The organism is Pseudomonas sp. S2_B07, from assembly GCF_054668435.1.
Window position 1 is genome coordinate 2,486,680 of sequence record NZ_CP162769.1, and the last position, 21,521, is coordinate 2,508,200.

Consider the following 21,521-nt stretch of genomic DNA (forward strand, 5'->3'; position numbering starts at 1 on the left):
ACTGCGTCACCAAGACCGAGAACCGAAATGTCCGAAGACAACATCCTCACCGCCCACGGCTGGGTTCGCGGCCGGCTGATTCACCAACACGGCAAGGTCGTGTCGATCGAAGGCCAACCGTGCGATCCGGCAGATAACGACCTGCCTTATCTGCTGCCGGGTTTCATCGACCTGCATGTGCACGGCGGCGGTGGCAAAGACATCATGGAAGGCGCCTCGGCCTTCGAAACCATCACCAAAACCCACGTGCGTTTCGGCACCACGTCGCTACTGGCGACCACCATGACTGCGCCCAGCGCAGAGATTTTCAGCGTGCTCAAAGCGGTCGGCGAGTTCTGCGAGACGCGCCCGAAAGGCAGCGCCCGGGTACTCGGCGTGCACCTCGAAGGCCCGTACATCAACCCTGGCAAACTCGGCGCCCAACCGAATTTCGCCCACACCGCGCTGATGGCCGAAGTCGAAGAATATCTGGCGCTGGCGCCGATCCGCGTGATCACCATCGCCCCGGAAATCGCCGGCCATGACGCCTTGATCCGCGCCCTCAGCGCTCGGGGCGTGCGCATGCAAATCGGCCATACCCTCGGCAGCTACGAGGAAGGCGTCGCAGCGCTGGCGGCGGGTGCGAGCAGTTTCACTCACCTCTACAACGCCATGAGCCCGTTGCATCACCGCGAGCCGGGCATCGTCGGCGCAGCACTGGCCCACGCCAAATACGCCGAGCTGATTCCGGACCTGCTGCATGTGCACCCCGGCGCGATCCGCGTGGCCCTGCGCTCGATCCCGTGCCTGTATTGCGTGACCGACTCCACCGCCGCCGCCGGCATGCCCGACGGTGAATACAAACTCGGCAGCCACACCGTGACCAAATGCCTGGGCGGCGTACGCTTGCCCGACGGCACCCTCGCCGGCAGCACCCTGACCATGGATCAAGCGTTGCGCAATCTGGTGAAGATCGGTCTGCCGATTGCCGAGGCCTCGCAACGCCTTTCGCAATTCCCCGCCGATTACCTCGGCCTTGAAGAACGCGGCCGCCTCACACCGGGCAGCTGGGCCGACTGCGTGCGGCTGGATCGCTCACTCACACTGACCGCCGTCATGGTCGAAGGAGAAGACATTGACTTCAAAATGCTTGAAGAGGCGCTGTCCTCGTTCGAGGCCGTGCAGGCCCAATTGCAACAGCTCGACCCGCAGATGATCGAGATCGCCGGACGCCTGCGCCGTCAGCCGCCGCAAGTGGCAATGACCGTCGCCCGTGGCAGCTCCGACCATGCCGCCAGTTACTTCGCCTACCTGACCATGCAACTGCTGGGCATTCCGGTGGCGTCGTTGCCGATGTCAGTGGTGACCATGCAGCAAGCGCCGCTGAAGGTCAGCGGCCAGGTGGCGTTTGCCTTCTCGCAGTCCGGGCAGAGTCCTGATCTGGTGAACAGCCTGCGCCTGCTGCGCAAGCGTGGTGCCCTGAGCATTTCCATGGTCAATGCCGAAGGTTCGCCACTGGAAGCAGCCTGTGAATTCAGCCTGCCGCTGTTGGCCGGCACCGAAAGCAGCGTCGCCGCGACCAAGAGTTTTATCGCCACGCTCAGCGCCAGCGCTCGTCTGATCGCGCACTGGAAAGAAGATGTAGAAATGCTCGAAGCCGGCAACGCCCTGCCGGAAGGTCTGCGTGACGCCGCGCAACAGGATTGGAGCATGGCCATCGACGCCCTGCGCAATTGCCAACGCTTGATGGTGATCGGTCGCGGCGCCGGGTTCGCCATCGCCCAGGAGGCGGCGCTGAAATTCAAGGAGACCTCGGCGATTCAGGCGGAGGCGTTCAGCAGCGCCGAAGTCCGCCACGGCCCGATGGCCTTGATCGATGAACACTATCCATTGCTGATCTTCGCCCCACGCGGTGCCGAACAGGCCGGTTTGCTGAGCCTCGCCGCCGACATGCGCCAACGCGGCGCCTGTGTATTGCTGGCCGCGCCTGATGACATCGCCGAACGCGACCTCACCCTGACCCGCGCCGAACACCCGGCCCTTGATCCGATCCTGGCGATCCAGAGTTTCTACGTGATGGCTGCCGGTTTGGCCGTCGCTCGTGGCATGGACCCGGACCAACCGCGTCATTTGAGCAAAGTCACGCGTACCCATTGATCGAACGGCAACGAATAACCCCGTAGCCGCTGTCGAGCGCAACGAGGCTGCGGTCTTTTGATCCTGCTTTGAACTGATCGCAGCCTCGTTGCACTCGACAGCGGCTACAGGGCGAGATGATCCGAACTGTTGTTTTTTAATGAGACCGAGCCATGCAGAACAACAATAAAGAGCTGACCCTCAGCGCCCCGCTCAGCGGCCCGGTGCTCACGCTCGCCAAGGTCCCGGACCCGGTGTTCGCCAGCGGCGCCATGGGCGACGGGATCGCCATCGATCCACTGAACGACACCCTTCATGCCCCTTGCGCTGGCCTCGTTGTGCACGTGGCCCGAACCGGTCATGCGATCACCTTGCGCGCCGACAACGGCGCCGAACTGCTGCTGCACCTGGGCCTCGACACCGTCGAGTTGCAGGGCGAAGGCTTCTCGATGCTGGTCAAGGAAGGCGCGCGGGTCAGCAATGGCCAGCCGCTGTTACGCTATGACCTGGACAAGGTTGCGCAGCAGTGCAAAAGCCTGGTCAGCCTGATGATCCTGACCAACAGCGGGGATTTTCAAGCACGGCCGATCACTCTGAAATCGGTCAAGGTCGGCGAGCCTTTGCTGCACATCATTCGCCGGCAGGCTTGCGGAGCCCAGGTCGAAACCGACGCCTCAGGCATCGAAGTTAACGGGCATGTTCAGGTCGCCTTTCGCGGAGGATTACATGCGCGTCCTGCGGCGCTGATTCGCCAGACCGCGCAAGGTTTCAAGAGCAAATCGCAGCTGCATTTCGGTGGTAAATCGGCGACCTGTGACAGCCTGATCGGGCTGATGGCGCTGGCGGTCGGCGAGCAGGATGAAGTGCAAGTCAGTTGCCGGGGCGTGGACGCCGAAGCGGCGCTGCAATCTTTGTTGACCGCGCTGTCCACCGCCTTGGCCGAAGACAGCCACGCTGCCGCGCCAACGCCGATTGCCCAACGCAATCGTCCGGCCGAAGCCGGTGTGCTGCACGGTGTTTGTGCCGCGCCAGGTCTGGTGGGTGGGCCACTGTTTCGATTGCACGCCATCAGCCTGCCGGTTGACGCCGGCGGTCATGATTCCGAGCAGCAACAAGATGCGCTCGATACCGCGCTGATCCTCGTGCGCAGCGAAATCGAGCACACCCTGGCCCAGGCCAAAAAGCACAAGAACACCGACGAAGAAGCGATTTTTGCGGCACACCTGGCGCTGCTTGAAGATCCGGCACTGCTGGACGCGGCGAATGCCTCCATCGTCCAAGGCGCCGCCGCGACCCACGCCTGGAGCCAGTCAATCGACGCCCAGTGCGAAGTCCTGCAACAACTCGGCAGCCCGTTGCTGGCCGAGCGAGCCAATGATTTGCGCGACCTCAAACAACGCGTGTTGCGCGCCTTGCTCGGCGAAGCCTGGCAGTACGACGTGCCGGCGGGCGCCATTGTCGCGGCGCACGAACTGACCCCATCCGACTTGTTGCAACTCAGCCAGCAAGGCGTCGCCGGGTTGTGCATGGCCGAGGGCGGCGCGACCTCCCACGTGGCGATTCTTGCGCGTGGCAAAGGCTTGCCTTGCATGGTTGCACTGGGCTCGACGCTGCTGAATCTTGAGCAAGGTCAATCGGTGGTGCTGGACGCTGACGGTGCTCGTCTCGAACTGGCACCGACAGCCGAACGCCTGGCCGACGTGCGTCAGGCGCAACTCGATCATCAGCAGCGCCGCGCTCTTCAACAGTCTCAGGCGTACACCCGTGCACTGACGCTCGATGGACTGCACATTGAGGTGGCCGCCAACGTCGCGTCCAGCACAGAAGCGGCCGACGCGCTGGCCAATGGCGCCGATGGCGTCGGCCTGCTGCGCACCGAGTTTCTGTTCGTGGATCGCAACACCGCGCCGGATGAACAGGAACAGCGCCTCGCCTATCAGGCCGTGCTCGATGCGATGGGCGACAAATCGGTGATCATCCGCACCATCGACGTCGGCGGCGACAAGCAACTCGATTACCTGCCCCTGCCGGTCGAGGCCAATCCGGTGCTTGGCCTGCGCGGCATTCGCCTGGCTCAAGTGCGCCCGGAATTGCTCGATCAGCAGCTGCGCGCACTGCTGCATGTTCGCCCGATATCGCGCTGCCGGATCCTACTGCCGATGGTCACCGAGGTCGACGAGCTGCTGCACATTCGCAAGCGCCTTGAGGCGTTGTGTTCTGAGCTCGGCGTGAGTGAAGGCCCGGAGCTTGGGGTGATGATCGAAGTCCCGGCCGCCGCATTAATGGCCGAGCACTTGGCCGAACATGCAGATTTCCTGTCCATCGGCACCAACGACTTATCGCAATACACCCTGGCCATGGACCGCGACCACGCGGGCCTCGCTTCACGCGTCGACGCCATGCACCCGGCGCTGCTGCGCTTGATCGCACAGACCTGCGCGGGCGCGGCGGTGCATAACCGTTGGGTTGGTGTCTGCGGTGCACTCGCGTCCGACCCGCTGGCGACGCCGGTGTTGATTGGCTTGGGGGTCAGCGAGTTGTCGGTGAGCCCGGTGCAAATCGGCGAAATCAAAGACCGCGTGCGCCACCTCGACGCCGCCGAATGCCGACGCATCAGCCACGACCTGCTCAAACTGAGCAGCGCTGCGGCCGTGCGTCACGCCTGCCACCAGCAATGGCCTCTGAGCTGAACAACAACTACAACTCTCAAATAAAAAGAGCACAGGGAGAACCGCCATGTACCAACACTTCATCGAAGGCCTGCAGCGCCTCGGGCGCGCATTGATGCTACCGATCGCGATCCTGCCGATTGCCGGGTTATTACTTCGCTTGGGCGATACCGATTTGCTGAACATCGCGATCATCCACGACGCCGGCCAAGTGATCTTCGCCAACCTGGCGATGATCTTCGCCATCGGCATCGCGGTCGGTTTCGCCAAGGACAACAACGGCACCGCAGGCCTGGCCGGGGTGATTGGTTACCTAGTGATGATCTCCACCCTCAAGGTGCTGGATGCGAACATCAACATGGGCATGCTCGCCGGGATCGTCAGCGGCTTGATGGCCGGTGCTCTGTACAACCGCTTCAAGGACATCAAGCTGCCGGAGTATCTGGCGTTCTTCGGCGGCCGGCGCTTTGTGCCCATCGTCACCGGGTTTGCCGCCGTCGGCCTGGGCGTGATCTTCGGGTTGATCTGGCCACCGATCCAGCAAGGCATCAACAGCTTCGGCGCCTTGATGATGGAGAGCGGCAGCTTCGGTGCTTTCGTCTTCGGCGTGTTCAACCGCCTGCTGATCGTCACCGGCCTGCACCACATCCTCAACAACATGGCGTGGTTCGTCTTCGGCAACTTCACCGACCCGACCACGGGCGCCATGGTCACCGGCGACCTGTCACGCTACTTCGCCGGCGACCCGAAGGGCGGCCAGTTCATGACCGGCATGTTCCCGATGATGATCTTCGGCCTGCCCGCCGCCTGCCTGGCGATGTACCGCAACGCCCTGCCGGAGCGGCGCAAGGTCATGGGCGGGATTTTCCTGTCGATGGCCCTCACCTCGTTTCTGACCGGCGTGACCGAGCCGATCGAATTTGCCTTCATGTTCCTCGCGCCATTTCTGTATTTACTGCATGCGCTGTTGACGGGGTTGTCGATGGCAATCACCAACGCGCTGAACATTCACCTCGGGTTCACCTTCTCCGGTGGGTTCATCGACATGATTCTCGGCTGGGGGAAATCCACCAATGGTTGGTTGGTGGTTCCTGTAGGGCTGGCTTATGCGGTGATCTACTACGTGGTGTTTGATTTTTGTATTCGCCGTTTCAATCTCAAAACGCCGGGGCGTGAAGAAGTGCCGACGGGCGACAAGGTGGTGGTCGCCGAGAACGAACGGGCCGGGGCTTACATCAAGGCGCTGGGTGGCGCGCAGAATTTGATCACGGTGGGTGCGTGCACGACACGGTTGCGACTGGACATGGTGGATCGCAACAAAGCCAACGATGCCGAGTTGAAAGCGCTGGGGGCGATGGCGGTGGTGCGTCCGGGGAAAGGCGGAAGTTTGCAGGTGGTGGTTGGGCCAATGGCGGACAGCATTGCGGATGAAATTCGCTTGGCGATGCCGGCGTTGGGGCGAGCGATTGTGTCTTCACCGGCTGCGGTAATCGATGCTCCGAAGCCTGCTGCTGTGGCGACTTCAGAGGCGCAGCAATGGCTGAATGCCTTGGGCGGAGGCGAGAATGTGCTGCAGATGGACTGCATTGCCATGACCCGGATTCGGTTGCAACTGGCCGATGGCAAGGCGTTGTCGGAATGTGATTTGAAGGCGCTGGGGTGTCAGGGGGTTAGCCAACTTGAGGGCGGCGTTTGGCATCTGCTGATCGGCGACAAGGCATCGAGTTTGAGTGATGCGCTGGAGGTGTTGGTGAATCGTAGTGAGGTGAGTGCCAAGGTTTAGATCGTTGGTACCTGATAGTCAGTCTTCGCGAGCAGGCTCGCTCCCACATTTTTGATTGGGCACATCTGGTAGAGATAGGTCGGCTATCAGGCCGCCATCGCTGGCAAGCCAGGCTCCCACAGTTGGATTGGGTGTATCTGGTGGAGATTGGTCGGCTGACAGGCCGCCATCGCTGGCAAGCCAGCTCCACAGTTGGATTGGGTGCATCTGGTAGGGATCGGTCGGCTATCAGGCCGCCATCGCAGCCAACAAAAAACCCGCTGAACGCAAATTCAGCGGGTTTCTCATTTCAGCAGCCAGGAAGATCAGAAATCCTCCAACCGCCACACCTCATAAGCCGGCGTCTCATAGGGATGGCTCTCTTTCAAAGCCACCACCACCGCGCGAATCAACTCATCGCTGACCACAAGCTCAACCTTCCATTCCTCAACCTGCTCGACCTGCCCCGCTTCGCCAATGAACGGCTGACTGCCATCCAACGGGCGAAACTGGCCTAGGCCGAGCACCTGCCACGCGCAATGATCATAAGCGCCGATCCGTCCGCCACCGGCGGCGAATACGGCACTCTTGACCTGCTCCACATGACTGGCCGGAACAAAAAAGCTCAGCTTGTACACGACGCTTAGTTCACCCACACGCGAGCGTTACGGAACATACGCATCCAAGGTGCGTCCTCGTTCCAGTCTTCTGAACGCCACGAGTTCTGCACAGCGCGGAACACGCGTTCCGGGTGCGGCATCATGATCGTTACGCGACCGTCGCGGCTGGTCAAACCGGTGATCCCGCGCGGCGAGCCGTTCGGGTTGGCCGGATATTTTTCGGTGACCTTGCCGTGGTTGTCGACGAAACGCATCGCCACGCAACCCGACAGATCCGCTTCCAGCAACGCTTCTTCGCTGGCGAACTCGGCATGGCCTTCACCGTGAGCGATAGCGATTGGCATGCGCGAACCGGCCATACCCTGCAGGAAGATCGAGTTCGACTCCTGGACCTGAACCATCGCCACGCGCGCTTCGAACTGCTCGGAGCGGTTGCGTACGAAGTGCGGCCAGAATTCGCTGCCCGGGATCAGCTCGTGCAGGTTGGACATCATCTGGCAACCGTTGCACACGCCGAGGGTGAAGCTGTCGGTACGTTCGAAGAAACCCTGGAACGCATCGCGAGCACGGCTGTTGAACAGTGCGGACTTGGCCCAGCCTTCGCCGGCACCGAGGACGTCACCGTAGGAGAAACCGCCGCAAGCGACCATACCTTTGAAGTCGTTCAGGTCGACACGGCCGGCCAGAATGTCGCTCATGTGCACGTCGATCGCGTTGAAACCGGCGCGGTCGAACGCGGCCGCCATTTCCACCTGACCGTTGACGCCCTGCTCACGCAGTACGGCAACCTGTGGGCGAATGCCTTTCTTGATGTAAGGCGCGGCGACGTCCTGGTTGACGTCGTAGCTGAGCTTGACGCTCAGGCCCGGGTTGTCTTCTTCCAGCAGCACGTCGAACTCTTGCTCGGCGCAGTCGGCGTTGTCACGCAGACGCTGGATCTGGTAGCTGGTTTCGGCCCACTGACGTTGCAGCAGACGACGCTGACCTTCGAACACGGTTTCGCCGTTGAAGGTGATGTTGATCTGGCCGTTGTTCATCGGCTGACCGATCACCGACACGCAGTCGCCCAGGCCGGCCGCGCTGAACTGCGCAAGGATGTCCGGGGTCGCGTCCTGACGAACCTGGATCACAGCACCCAGTTCTTCGTTGAACAGGATCGCGGCGATGTCGGCGGAAGTTTCTGCCAGGCCATCGAGGTTCAGGCTCAGACCGCAGTGACCGGCGAAGGCCATTTCCACCACACTGGTCAGCAGACCACCGTCGGAACGGTCGTGGTACGCCAGCAGGTGACCGTCGGCATTCAGGCCCTGGATCACCGCGAAGAAGGCCTTGAGGTCTTCGGAATCATCGACGTCCGGCGCTTGCGAGCCGAGCTTGCCGTGCACCTGGGCCAGGATCGAGGCGCCCATGCGGTTCTGGCCACGGCCCAGATCGATCAGGATCAGGTCGGTGGTGCCCTTGTTCATGCGCAGTTCCGGGGTCAGGGTCTGACGGATGTCAGCCACTGGCGCGAAACCGGTCACGATCAGAGACATTGGCGAAGTGACCGTCTTGTCGACGCCTTCGTCGCTCCAGCGCGTGGCCATGGACATGGAGTCCTTGCCCACCGGGATGGTGATACCCAGCTCAGGGCACAGTTCCATACCGACCGCTTTCACGGTGTCGTACAGACGCGCGTCTTCACCCGGGTGACCGGCAGCGGACATCCAGTTCGCCGACAGTTTGATGTCGGAGATCTTGTTGATGCGCGAAGCGGCAATGTTGGTCAGGGTTTCGCCGATGGCCATGCGGCCCGACGCCGGAGCGTCCAGCAGTGCCAGCGGAGTACGCTCGCCCATGGCCATGGCTTCACCGGTGTAGACGTCGAAGCTGGTGGCGGTGACGGCAACGTCGGCCACCGGAACCTGCCACGGGCCGACCATTTGGTCACGGGCCACGAGGCCGGTGATGGTGCGGTCGCCGATAGTAATCAGGAAGCTTTTGCTCGCCACGGCAGGGTGATGCAGAACGCGCTCTACGCAGTCTGCAATCTCGAGCGTCGACGGATCGAAGTCGTCGCCCAGTTCGTTTTCACGAACGGCCGAACGGTGCATGCGCGGGGCTTTGCCCAGCAGCACTTCGAGTGGCATGTCCACCGGACTGTTGCCGAAGTGGCTGTCGGTGACGGTCAGTTGCGGCTCGGCAGTGGCTTCGCCAACCACGGCGAACGGGCAACGCTCACGTTCACAGATCGCCTGGAAGCGTTCGAAGTCGGCCGGGCCGACCGCCAACACGTAGCGTTCCTGGGATTCGTTACTCCAGATTTCGTGCGGGGCCATGCCCGGCTCGTCGTTTGGAATGTTGCGCAGTTCGAAACGGCCACCACGGTTGCCGTCGTTGACCAGTTCCGGGAAGGCGTTGGACAGACCGCCCGCACCCACGTCGTGGATGAAGCTGATCGGGTTTTTGTCACCCAACTGCCAGCAACGGTCGATGACTTCCTGGCAGCGACGTTCCATCTCAGGGTTTTCACGCTGTACGGAAGCGAAGTCCAGGTCAGCCGAGCTGGTGCCGGTGGCCATGGAGGAAGCCGCGCCGCCGCCCAGACCGATCAACATCGCCGGGCCGCCGAGCACGATCAGCTTGGAGCCAACAGTGATCTCGCCTTTCTGTACGTGTTCGGCACGGATGTTACCCATGCCGCCGGCCAGCATGATCGGCTTGTGGTAACCACGAACTTCGTCGCCACGCGGGGTGGTGATCGACTGTTCGAAGGTACGGAAATAACCGGTCAGGGCCGGACGACCGAATTCGTTGTTGAACGCGGCGCCACCCAGTGGGCCTTCGATCATGATGTCCAGCGCGGTGACGATGCGCTCAGGCTTGCCGTATGGCACTTCCCACGGCTGTTCGAAGCCCGGGATTTGCAGGTTGGACACGGTGAAGCCGGTCAGGCCAGCCTTCGGCTTGGCGCCACGACCGGTCGCGCCTTCGTCACGAATCTCACCGCCACTGCCGGTGGATGCGCCCGGGAACGGGGCAATCGCAGTCGGGTGGTTGTGGGTTTCGACTTTCATCAGGATGTGCACCGGTTCCTGCACCGCGCCGTACTGGCGGGTTTCAGGGTCCGGGAAGAAACGGCCGGCGACGTTGCCGACGATCACCGAGGCGTTGTCCTTATAAGCCGACAGAACGCCTTCGCTGTGCATCACGTAGGTGTTCTTGATCATGCCGAACAGGCTTTTTTCCTGGCTCTGACCGTCGATGTCCCAACTGGCGTTGAAGATCTTGTGACGGCAGTGCTCAGAGTTCGCCTGGGCGAACATCATCAGTTCGATGTCATGCGGGTTGCGCTTCAAGCCGACGAAGGCATTGACCAGGTAGTCGATTTCGTCTTCGGCCAAGGCCAGGCCCAGCTCGGTGTTGGCTTTTTCCAGCGCGGCGCGACCGCCACCCAGCACGTCGATCGCAGTCAGCGGCTTCGGTTCGGCGTGGCTGAACAGGCCGGCGGCCTGTTCGAGGTTGGCCAGAACGATTTGCGTCATGCGGTCGTGCAGACCGTCCGCAATCAGTTGCGCGTCGGCGTCACTGAACTGACCGGCTACATAGAACGCGATGCCGCGTTCCAGGCGCTGGATCTTGCTCAGGCCGCAGTTGCGAGCGATGTCGCTGGCTTTACTGGACCACGGCGAGATGGTGCCGAAACGCGGCAACACCAGGAACAGACGGCCGGTCGGCTCTTGTACCGGAACACTTGGGCCGTACTTCAGAAGGCGCGCTAGCACCTGCTGTTCGTCGCCGGTCAGGACGCCGGTCACTTCGGCGAAGTGAGCGAATTCAGCATACAGGCCGCTGACAGCCGGGACCTTCTGGCTCAGTTGCTCAAGGAGTTTGCTGTGGCGAAAGGCAGAAAGGGCAGGAGCGCCGCGCAGGATCAACATCTTCGGGACAGCCTCGGGAGGGGTGTGCTTTGAGGCCGTGCATTCTAGCCTAAACCGCCCGCGACATCACCCGAAACGGTACAGGCGGCTGCACCCAAGTGTCGGACCGGGGATCCAGGCCTGAGAATGGCGCTCAAAAAGGGTTATTTTTTCTGTCACAAAATGCGGTTCGGGCCCATTCCTGCGGGCTCCGGAGCGGTTTTCAATTGCCTAGCAGACAAGCCCTCCTCTGTCGAGATATGGCGGCCGTGGTCCTTTGCGTATACTGCGCAGATGTTTTCCCCAACGGCTTTGCGTCCGCGGTACGCCAAATGGCTGATCGCAACCGGACTCTTCCTGATGCTCAGTGGCTGTGTTGATAAACCCAACACGCTGGAGCGCGTAAAGGAGGATGGCGTGCTGCGGGTGGTTACCCGAAACAGCCCCGCCACCTACTTTCAGGATCGTAACGGTGAAACCGGCTTCGAATACGAGCTGGTGAAGCGCTTCGCCGACGATCTGGGGGTGGAACTCAAGATCGAGACCGCCGACAACCTCGACGACCTGTTCAATCAGGTGGGCAAGCCTAACGGCCCGGTGCTGGCTGCTGCCGGCCTGGTCAGCAGTGAGGAACGCAAAAAGCAGGTGCGGTTTTCCCACTCCTACCTGGAAGTCACCCCACAGATCATCTACCGCAACGGCCAGTCACGGCCGACCGATGCGGGCGACCTGGTCGGCAAGAAGATCATGGTGCTCAAGGGCAGCACCCACGCCGAACAGCTGGCAGAGCTGAAAAAGAAATACCCCGGCATTGAATACGAAGAATCCGACGCGGTTGAAGTCGTCGACCTGCTGCGCATGGTCGATGAAGGCCAGATCGACCTGACGCTGGTCGATTCCAACGAAGTCGCGATGAACCAGGTGTACTTCACCAACATACGGGTCGCCTTTGACCTCGGCGACGCCAGCAACCAGAGCTGGGCCGTGGCCGCCGGCGAAGACAACAGCCTGCTCAACGAAATCAACGCCTACCTCGACAAGGTGCAGAAAAATGGCACCCTGCAGCGCCTCAAGGATCGCTATTACGGGCATGTCGACGTCCTCGGCTACATGGGCGCCACCACGTTCGCCCAACATTTGCAGCAGCGGCTGCCCAAATACGAACAGCACTTCAAGGCGTATGCCAAGAAGGAACAAGTCGACTGGCGCCTGCTGGCCGCGATCGGTTATCAGGAGTCGTTGTGGCAACCGGCGGTGACGTCCAAGACCGGCGTGCGCGGCCTGATGATGCTGACCCAGAACACCGCACAGGCGATGGGCGTGTCCAACCGCCTCGACCCCAAGCAGAGCATCATGGGCGGCGCCAAGTACCTGGCCTATATGAAGGATCAACTGGACGAGTCGATTCAGGAGCCGGATCGCACCTGGTTTGCCCTGGCGGCTTACAACGTTGGCAGCGGCCACCTGGATGACGCGCGCAAACTGGCGGCGAAGGAAGGGCTGAACCCGGACAAATGGCTGGACGTGAAGAAAATCCTGCCGCGCCTTTCCGAGAAAAAGTGGTACAGCAAGACACGCTATGGCTACGCCCGAGGCGGCGAGCCGGTGCATTTCGTGGCGAACATCCGTCGTTACTACGACATCCTGACGTGGGTCACGCAGCCACAGCTTGAAGGTGACCAGGTGGCCGAAGGCAATCTGCATGTGCCGGGGATCGACAAGTCGAAACCGGCTCAGGAACCTGCGCCGCTCTAACAGCCCCCCAAACCAATGTGGGAGCGAGCAAGCTCGCTCCCACAGGGTTTTGTGTCTGGGCTTTAGGCTTTTGCGGCGGCCAGGATCAGCGCTTTCATTTCCGACACCGCCGACTTGAAGCCAACAAACAACGCATGCGCCACCAGCGCGTGGCCAATGTTCAGCTCGTTGATGCCTTTGATCGCCGCCACGGCTTCTACGTTGTGGTAGTGCAAACCGTGCCCGGCGTTGACGATCAACCCCTGAGCCAGGCCAAACGCTACACCATCGGCTACGCGCTTGAGCTCTTCGGCCACGTCAGTCGGTGTTTCGGCATCGGCGTAACGCCCGGTGTGCAGTTCGATCGCCGGCGCACCCACACGACGGGAGGCCTCAATCTGGCGTTCATCCGCGTCGATAAACAGCGACACTTCGCAACCGATCTTCGACAAGCGATCCACGGCGGCTTTGATCCGTGCTTCCTGCCCCGCTACATCCAGACCACCTTCAGTGGTCAGTTCCTGACGGGTTTCCGGGACCAGGCAAATGTGCGCCGGGCGAATGTGCTCGGCGAACAGCATCATTTCTTCGGTGACGCCCATTTCGAAGTTCATGCGGGTTTGCAGCACGTCCTTGAGCAGCAGAACGTCGCGTTCCTGAATGTGCCGGCGGTCTTCGCGCAAATGCACGGTGATGCCGTCAGCGCCCGCCTCTTCCGCGTCCAGTGCCGCCTTGACCGGATCCGGATAGCGAGTGCCCCGGGCCTGACGCAGGGTGGCAACGTGGTCAATGTTCACGCCAAGAAGAATGCGATTGCTGGTGGTCACGGAAGCGCTCCTGAATTTAAAGATTCGGCGCACAGCATACGGGGAGACTACGGCTTGCGAAACAGCTCGCGGCTGACTAAAGGACGACCGCCCAAATGCACGGCCAATGCCTGGCGCATCAGCCGCTTGGCAGCGGACAGTGCACCGGGCGCGGACCAGTCAGCATCGGCCATGGCCAACAGTTCGGTGCCATTGAACAAACCGGGTTGCAGCAGATAGACCTGCTCCAGCCCCGCATCCACCTGCAAACGGTAGAGACCGTCCGGCGCGATGGGTTCGCCGTGGATGTCCATGGTCAGCGCAAAGCCGTAGCCGAGGTCGTCCAGCAGGCGCCATTCGAACGAGCGCAACAACGGCTCCAAGGGTCGACCTTCGGCCAGCGCGAGCAGAGTCGCGGCGTAATGATCGAATACCCCGGGATGGGGGTCTTCGGAAGGCAATAGACGGATCAACAGTTCGTTGAGGTAGAGGCCGCTGAACAACGCCTCACCGCTGAGCCAGGTGGAGACGCCGGCACTTTCCATGCGCCCGACGTTCTTCAGCTCGCCACGCCCGCGAAACTCGACTTCCAGCGGCACGAACGGCCGCGCCAACGTCCCCGCCTTGCCCCGCGCACTGCGCAACACCGCCCGCAGCCGACCTTGCGGCGTGAGGAAATCCACCAGCGCACTGTTTTCGCGGTAGGCGCGGGAATGGAGGACGTAGGCGGGTTGGCCGATGGGTGGGGTTTGGGACATGGAAGTCAGCGTTCTCAATGAGTGAGCACAGATTTATAAACTACCCAAAACCAATGTGGGAGCGAGCTTGCTCGCGATGAGGGCCTGGCATTCAACATTGATGTTGACTGGCAGACCGCTATCGCGAGCAAGCTCGCTCCCACAGGGTGCTTCGGTGTATCTGGAACAGGTTTACAGGTCGCCGTAACCCAGCGAACGCAACGCGCGCTCGTCATCAGACCAGCCGCCTTTCACTTTCACCCAGAGGTTGAGCATGATCTTGGAGTCGAACAGCAGCTCCATGTCCTTGCGCGCCTCGGTGCCGATGCGCTTGATGCGCTCGCCCTTGTCGCCAATGATGATCTTCTTCTGGCCGTCGCGTTCAACGAGGATCAAGGCATGAATGTGCAGGGTTTTGCCCTGCTGCTTGAACTCTTCGATTTCCACGGTGATCTGGTACGGCAGCTCGGCGCCCATCTGGCGCATGATTTTCTCGCGTACCAGTTCGGCGGCGAGGAAGCGGCTGCTGCGGTCAGTGATCTGGTCTTCCGGGAAGAAGTGATCGTTTTCTGGCAGGTAACCGGCGATCACACGCTCCAGCGCTTCGAGGTTGTGCCCGTGCTGGGCCGAGATCGGCATAATCTGCGCGTTCGGCAGCTGTTCCTGCAACCAGCTCAGGTGCGGCATCAGCTCGGCTTTGTCTTCGATGCGATCCGTCTTGTTCAGTGCCACGATCAGCGGACCGGTCACGTACTGGACGCGCTCGAGAACCATCTGGTCTTCGTCGGTCCACTTGGTGCGGTCAACCACGAAGATCACCACGTCGACGTCTTTCAACGCCGCCGAAGCGGTCTTGTTCATGTAGCGGTTCAACGCCTTTTCGCCGCCCTTGTGCATGCCCGGGGTGTCGACGTAGATCGCCTGCACGGCGCCTTCGGTCTTGATGCCCAGCATGTTGTGGCGGGTGGTTTGCGGCTTGCGCGAGGTGATCGCCAGTTTCTGACCCAGGATGTGGTTCAGCAGCGTGGACTTGCCCACGTTGGGACGGCCGACGATGGCAACATAGCCACAGCGAGTTGCGTTTGTATCAGTCATTGCCATTCTCCACACCCAGGGCAATCAGTGCTGCGGCGGCCGCTACCTGTTCGGCAATACGACGACTCACACCCTGACCTCGGCTTTTTTCATTCAGTAGGGTGATTTCACATTCGACGAAGAACGTCCGGCAATGCGGCTCACCCTGGATATCCACCACTTCGTAACGTGGCAGCTCACAACCACGCGATTGCAGGAATTCCTGCAGGCGGGTTTTTGGATCTTTGTTGGTGTCGACCAGCGTCAGGCCTTCGAACTCACCGGCCAGCCAGGCCAACACACGCTCGCGCGCCATGTCCATGCCGGCGTCGAGGTAGATCGCACCAATCAGCGCTTCCAGGGCATCGGCCAGAATCGACTCGCGACGGAAGCCGCCGCTTTTCAGTTCGCCAGAGCCCAGGCGCAGGTAGTCGCCCAGATCGAAACCGCGGGCCAGTACGGCCAGCGTCTCACCTTTCACCAGGCGTGCGCGCAAACGCGACAACTGGCCTTCGCGGGCCAGCGGGAAGCGATCGAACAGCGCCTCGCCAGCGACGAAGTTAAGAATGGCATCACCGAGGAACTCCAGGCGTTCGTTGTTACGCCCGGCAAAGCTGCGGTGAGTCAGGGCCAGAACCATCAGTTCCTGGTCCTTGAAGGTGTAGCCGAGCTGACGCTCGAGACGACTTAAGGAGACGCTCACGGTTTACCCACGCTGAGTTCGTGGTTGGATTCCACCGCCATCGCCGTGATACGGCGCAGGCCTGGGACAATTAACGCTGTGTTCAAAAATAACGTCCTGAATATCATTGGCTTCATGCTGCTGGCGCCGATTGTGCCGACTCCAGAAAAGCATTCGGCGCTGTGTTCAACAGCGCCGTGTGTGATTACTTGATCAGGCCAACCCGCGAGAAATTCGGCAGGTGACTGAGTTTGGGTTCCGGCCAGCTCATCCAGACTGCGAAGGCCTTGCCGACGATATTCTTGTCGGGAACCATGCCCAGCAGATCCTTGGGAATGCTTGGATCATCCCAGTAGCGACTGTCGTTGGAGTTGTCGCGGTTGTCGCCCATCATGAAATAGTGCCCGGCGGGCACGGTCCACGAATGGTCCGGCGTGGCGCGATAGCGGCTCATTTCCTTGCGGATCAAGTGCTCGGCAACGCCGAGTTTTTCCTTGTAGAGCTCAGCGCTGCCCAGCGTTCCCGGCTCGGAGCCGACCAGTTGCTCGGCTATCGACTCGCCGTTGACGAACAGACGCTTGTCGGCGGTGTAGCGAATCGTGTCGCCCGGCAGGCCCACTACACGCTTGATGTAGTTGACGTTCGGATCGCTCGGGTAACGGAACACCATCACATCGCCGCGCTGCGGATCACCGACTTCGATGACTTTCTTGTCGATCACCGGCAGGCGGATCCCGTAAGAAAACTTGTTCACCAGAATGAAGTCGCCCACGTCCAGGGTCGGTTTCATCGAGCCGGACGGAATCTGGAACGGTTCCACCAGGAACGAACGCAGGACCAGCACGATGAACAACACCGGGAAGAACGACTTGCCGTATTCGACCAGCAGCGGCTCTTTGTTCAGTTTCTCGATCACCACCCCGTCAGGCTGGCTGACGCTGCCCTGATAGGAGGCAATGGCAGCACGCCGACGCGGCGCCAGGAAAACCAGATCGAGCAACGCCAACAGGCCGCAGACGAACACGGCGATGACCAGCAACAGCGGGAAATTTAGTGACATAGGACCTAACTATCCAACCTGAGCACTGCAAGGAAGGCTTCTTGTGGAATTTCCACGTTGCCGACTTGCTTCATGCGTTTTTTACCGGCCTTTTGCTTTTCAAGCAGTTTCTTCTTACGGCTAACGTCACCGCCGTAGCATTTGGCCAATACGTTCTTTCTGAGAGCCTTGACGGAGGTTCGCGCAATGATCTGCCCGCCAATGGCGGCCTGGATCGCAACGTCGAACATCTGGCGCGGAATCAGTTCTTTCATCTTCTCGGTCAGCTGGCGACCTTTGTAGTGCGCGTTATCCTTGTGCACGATCAGCGCCAGAGCGTCGACCTTGTCACCGTTGATCAGCACATCCAGTTTCACCAGACTAGCCGATTGATAACGATCGAAATGGTAATCGAGCGACGCATAACCACGGCTGGTCGATTTCAGACGGTCGAAGAAGTCCAGGACCACCTCGTTCATCGGCAAATCGTAGGTCACCTGGACCTGGGAACCGAGGAACAACATGTCGTGTTGCACGCCACGTTTTTCGATGCACAGGGTAATGACGTTGCCCAGGTGCTCTTGCGGCACAAGAATATTGGCCCGCACGATCGGCTCACGCATGTCTTCGATCGAGGACAGGTCCGGAAGCTTCGACGGGTTATCGACGTAAATCGTTTCACCGGTTTTCAGCAACAGCTCGAAAATTACCGTCGGCGCCGTGGTGATCAGGTCCAGGTTGTACTCGCGCTCCAGGCGCTCCTGGATGATTTCCATGTGCAGCATGCCGAGGAACCCGCAACGGAAGCCGAAGCCCAGGGCGTCAGAGCTTTCCGGGGTGTACTGCAGGGACGAGTCGTTGAGCGTGAGCTTTTGCAGGGCTTCACGAAAATCTTCGAAGTCGTCGGAGCTGACCGGGAACAAACCGGCGTAAACCTGCGGCTGAATGCGTTTGAAACCTGGCAGCACGTCAACGTCTGGCGTCGAGCTCAAGGTCAGGGTGTCACCTACTGGCGCACCGTGAATGTCCTTGATGCTGGCGATGATGAAGCCTACTTCACCGGCCTTCAGGTCAACCGTCGGGGTGTGTTTCGGGTTGAAGACACCGACGCTGTCCACCAGGTGGATCTTGCCGGTGGATTTGACCAGGATCTTGTCGCCCTTCTTCACACGACCGTGACGCACACGCACCAGGGAAACAACGCCCAGGTAGTTGTCGAACCAGGAGTCGATGATCAACGCTTGCAGCGGATCTTCGTAGTTGCCGGTCGGCGCAGGAATGGTCGCGACCAGGCGCTCGAGCACTTCGTCGACGCCCAGACCGGTCTTGGCCGAGCACTCGACCGCATCGGTAGCATCGATGCCGATGATTTTTTCGATTTCTTCTTTGACGCGGTCCGGATCGGCCTGTGGCAGGTCGATCTTGTTCAGGACCGGCATGACTTCCAGGCCCTGCTCGATCGCCGTGTAGCAGTTGGCAACCGACTGCGCTTCAACGCCCTGACCGGCATCGACCACCAGCAACGCACCTTCACAGGCCGCCAGCGACCGGCTGACTTCATAGGTGAAGTCAACGTGGCCGGGGGTGTCAATGAAGTTCAGCTGGTACTTGATGCCATCGCGAGCGGTGTAATAAAGGGTGACGCTGTGGGCCTTGATGGTGATCCCGCGTTCACGCTCCAGGTCCATGGAGTCCAGTACCTGGGCTTCCATTTCGCGCTCGGCAAGGCCGCCGCACATCTGGATGAATCGATCAGCCAGCGTCGACTTGCCATGGTCAATGTGGGCGATGATGGAGAAATTGCGGATATGACTCAAATCACTCACGGATCAACACTCAAAAAGGCTGCAGGCATAGCCCGCCGAAAAATAGCCGGGAATTGTACCTGATCCACGGCGCAAGCGTCACGTTCGCAGGTCAGACGGCACGTACAAAAACGCCCCGGTCTTGCGACAGGGGCGATTCAGATGGCGACGGGGTCAGGAAAAACCCCCGATCAACCAGCCCGGCGCAACAGCCAGACGCCCGCCAGGGCACAGACACCGGCCGGAATCAGCACCGCAAACAGCGGCGAGAAACCGAACACCAGGCTCGAAGGCCCCAGCAAATCCTGGACGATACGGAAGGTGAAGCCCACCAGAACGCCGGTAAACACCCGCTGGCCGAGGGTCACAGAACGCAAAGGACCAAAGATGAAGGAAATCGCCATCAGTACCAGCGCCGCCGTCACCAGTGGCTGCAACACCTTGACCCAAAACGCCAGCCAGTAGCGGCCATTGCTCAGGCCCTGATCCGCCAGATAGTGGATGTAACCCCACAATCCGCTGATCGACAGCGACTCGGGCGCCATCACCACGGTGTCCAGCAACTGCGGGCTCAGGGCAATATCCCAGCGCTCGACGGGGGTGGTGACCACTTCGGTGCTCTTGTCATGGAACACCGTGGTCGTGACGTCGCTGAGCTGCCAGTGATCCTTGTCGAACTCGGCACGCTTGGCGAAGCTTGACGACAGCATGTGCCGCTCCTTATCGAAGCGATAGCGGGTCACACCGTAAAGAATGCCGTTGGGCTGCACCGAGTTGACGTGGATGAACTCATCACCCTGGCGGTGCCACAAGCCATGCTTGGCGCTTTGCGCATCGCCACTGCCCTGGGCCAGCGAGCGGTTGGCTTGTGCCGTGACTTCGGTGGCCGGCGCCACGTATTCGCCGATCAGCACGCCCACGACCATCAGGATCAGCATCGGCTTCATGACCGCCCAGACGATACGACCGATCGACACACCCGCGGCGCGCATGATGGTCAGCTCACTGTTGCTGGCCAGACTGCCCAGGCCAATCAGGCACCCGATCAGTGCCGCCATTGGCAACATGTCGTAAAGACGGCGCGGCGCCGTCAGCAAGACGTAACTGGAAGCATCCATCAGCGTATAGGTATCGCTGACTTCGCTCATCTCGTCGATGAAGGCAAACAGTGTCGCCAGGCCGAGAATGATCCCCAGTACCGCCAGGATGGCCATGAATACGCTGCTACCGATGTAGCGATCGAGCTTAACCACGAGCCACCTCCAGCGCGCTGCGGCGACTCGCCATCTTCAGGCGCAACGGCTCCCAGTAAAGCAACCCGAGTCCAATGATCAGAAACACCCCGTGAACCCACCACAACCCAAGGGCCGGCGGGATCTTGCCCTTATCGAGGGCGCCACGGGCGGCAATCAGGATGGTCAAGTAAGCCATATAAAGAAGAATCGCCGGCAGCAGCTTGAGGAAACGGCCCTGGCGCGGGTTGACCCGCGACAACGGCACCGCCATTAGCGTCACGATGAACACCAGCAACGGCAAGGACAGACGCCATTGCAACTCGGCGCGCAAGCGCGTGTCCTCGGTCCCCATCAAGGAACGAGTGCTCATCGCATCACGGTCGGTCACTTCGTCACTGACGTCCGGCTTTGGCAGCAATACCCCGTACTCGTCGTACTTGATCGCGCGATAGTCGGCCTGCCCCGGATTACCGTCATAGCGATAACCGTTGTCGAGAATCAGGTAGCGGTTGCCGTCCGGGCGGATTTCCTGGCGGCCCTTCTCGGCCACCAGCACGGAAATCCCGCGATCCTTCTGGTCAGAGTTGGTGTTCTTCTGCGAAATGAACACACCTGCCAGATTGACGCGATCATCGGTCAACTGTTCGGTGTAGGTCACCCGGGTCCCGTCACGCAACGCCTGGAAGCGACCCGGCTCGAGGGTATCGAACTCGGTCAGCGCATCCTGTTTATTCAGCAGCAGCTGGAACTGATTGGCACCTTGTGGCGCCAGGCTCAGGCTCAGCCAGGCCACGATCAACGCCACCAGCGTGGCCGGAAACAGGGTAATGACAAACAGTCGCTGCTGGCTCATGCCGGTGGCCGACAGCACGGTCATTTCGCTTTCGAGGTACAGGCGACCGTACGCCAGCAGGATCCCGAGAAACAGGCCCAGCGGCAGAATCAGCTGCAGGAAACCCGGCAGGCGAAAGCCCATGATCAGGAACAGCGAGCCCGGATCCAGCAGGCCCGAGGCCGCCTGGGCGAGGTATTTGATGAAGCGACCGCTCATGATGATGACCAGCAGCACGGCGCTGACTGCGCTCAAGGTCAACAGGACTTCGCGGGACAGATAACGGAAGACAATCAAACCAGACACTCCAGGGTTGTCAGGCTAAGGCGGCCAAACAAGCAAACGTATCAGACAGCCTGCAGGGCAGAGCCGCCGAAAAAGATGGCGCATTATCCTGTGAATGAGTGCCCCTGTCACTGCGCATGCTCAAGCTGGCGTTCAATGCGTTGAAGATCGTACAACCGAGGGTTGTCAGGCGCAGGGAGCGAGGTTCAAACTGCGGCCTTTGTCGC

14 protein-coding genes and 1 pseudogene are annotated in these 21,521 nt (G+C 60.7%); 5 read left to right on the forward strand and 10 right to left on the reverse strand.

Features of this window, described 5'->3' with window-relative positions; genetic code table 11:
- Window positions 1-27: 27 nt before the first annotated feature.
- From nagA to nagE, 4 genes and pseudogenes are all read left to right on the forward strand, one after another.
- A pseudogene (gene nagA / locus AB4N43_RS11575) lies at window positions 28-1,110 on the forward strand (N-acetylglucosamine-6-phosphate deacetylase); the annotation flags it as partial.
- Window positions 1,111-1,125: 15 nt separating this feature from the next.
- Window positions 1,126-2,136, forward strand: a complete 1,011-nt coding sequence (locus AB4N43_RS11580; RefSeq protein ID WP_460154208.1) for an SIS domain-containing protein — start codon at window positions 1,126-1,128, stop codon at window positions 2,134-2,136.
- Between the two features lie 152 nt (window positions 2,137-2,288).
- Entirely contained in the window at window positions 2,289-4,805 is a 2,517-nt protein-coding gene (gene ptsP, locus AB4N43_RS11585) for a phosphoenolpyruvate--protein phosphotransferase (RefSeq protein WP_460154063.1), read from the forward strand.
- 46 nt (window positions 4,806-4,851) lie between these two features.
- Window positions 4,852-6,567, forward strand: coding sequence for an N-acetylglucosamine-specific PTS transporter subunit IIBC (gene nagE, locus AB4N43_RS11590; protein ID WP_194939947.1), 1,716 nt, complete (start codon window positions 4,852-4,854; stop codon window positions 6,565-6,567).
- 305 nt (window positions 6,568-6,872) lie between these two features.
- Here nagE and AB4N43_RS11595 read toward each other — a convergent pair whose 3' ends face one another.
- On the reverse strand, window positions 6,873-7,184 hold the full coding sequence (locus tag AB4N43_RS11595) for a YqfO family protein (RefSeq protein WP_059181570.1): 312 nt from the start codon (window positions 7,182-7,184) through the stop codon (window positions 6,873-6,875).
- A 5-nt stretch (window positions 7,185-7,189) separates the two neighbouring features.
- Entirely contained in the window at window positions 7,190-11,086 is a 3,897-nt protein-coding gene (purL, locus tag AB4N43_RS11600; RefSeq protein ID WP_027924890.1) for a phosphoribosylformylglycinamidine synthase, read from the reverse strand.
- 273 nt (window positions 11,087-11,359) lie between these two features.
- Here purL and mltF point away from each other — a divergent pair, with 273 nt between their 5' ends.
- Complete coding sequence (gene mltF, locus AB4N43_RS11605; protein ID WP_027924889.1) at window positions 11,360-12,820, forward strand: membrane-bound lytic murein transglycosylase MltF; 1,461 nt, start codon at window positions 11,360-11,362, stop codon at window positions 12,818-12,820.
- A 62-nt stretch (window positions 12,821-12,882) separates the two neighbouring features.
- On the opposite strand, the gene pdxJ is transcribed toward mltF, so the two are convergent.
- The 8 genes from pdxJ to lptF form a co-directional block, all read right to left on the reverse strand.
- The gene (gene pdxJ, locus AB4N43_RS11610) at window positions 12,883-13,626 is read right to left on the reverse strand and encodes a pyridoxine 5'-phosphate synthase (protein WP_027924888.1); all 744 of its coding nucleotides are present in this window, start codon (window positions 13,624-13,626) and stop codon (window positions 12,883-12,885) included.
- A gap of 47 nt (window positions 13,627-13,673) precedes the next feature.
- Entirely contained in the window at window positions 13,674-14,363 is a 690-nt protein-coding gene (gene recO, locus AB4N43_RS11615; RefSeq protein WP_027924887.1) for a DNA repair protein RecO, read from the reverse strand.
- Between the two features lie 171 nt (window positions 14,364-14,534).
- Entirely contained in the window at window positions 14,535-15,437 is a 903-nt protein-coding gene (gene era, locus AB4N43_RS11620) for a GTPase Era (protein ID WP_027924886.1), read from the reverse strand.
- Window positions 15,430-16,119: a ribonuclease III gene (gene rnc, locus AB4N43_RS11625; protein ID WP_027924885.1), complete on the reverse strand. Its 690-nt coding sequence runs from the start codon at window positions 16,117-16,119 to the stop codon at window positions 15,430-15,432. The genes era and rnc overlap by 8 nt, the downstream gene beginning before the upstream one ends.
- A 184-nt stretch (window positions 16,120-16,303) precedes the next feature.
- Complete coding sequence (gene lepB, locus AB4N43_RS11630) at window positions 16,304-17,158, reverse strand: signal peptidase I (RefSeq protein ID WP_027924884.1); 855 nt, start codon at window positions 17,156-17,158, stop codon at window positions 16,304-16,306.
- A 5-nt stretch (window positions 17,159-17,163) separates the two neighbouring features.
- Complete coding sequence (gene lepA, locus AB4N43_RS11635; RefSeq protein ID WP_027924883.1) at window positions 17,164-18,963, reverse strand: translation elongation factor 4; 1,800 nt, start codon at window positions 18,961-18,963, stop codon at window positions 17,164-17,166.
- A 170-nt stretch (window positions 18,964-19,133) separates the two neighbouring features.
- Window positions 19,134-20,195, reverse strand: a complete 1,062-nt coding sequence (gene lptG, locus AB4N43_RS11640; RefSeq protein WP_027924882.1) for an LPS export ABC transporter permease LptG — start codon at window positions 20,193-20,195, stop codon at window positions 19,134-19,136.
- Window positions 20,188-21,306 carry an LPS export ABC transporter permease LptF gene (gene lptF, locus AB4N43_RS11645; RefSeq protein ID WP_027924881.1) on the reverse strand — a complete coding sequence of 373 codons (1,119 nt, stop codon included), beginning with the start codon at window positions 21,304-21,306 and terminating at the stop codon, window positions 20,188-20,190. Before lptF ends, lptG begins: the two co-directional genes overlap by 8 nt.
- Between the last annotated feature and the right edge of the window lie 215 nt (window positions 21,307-21,521).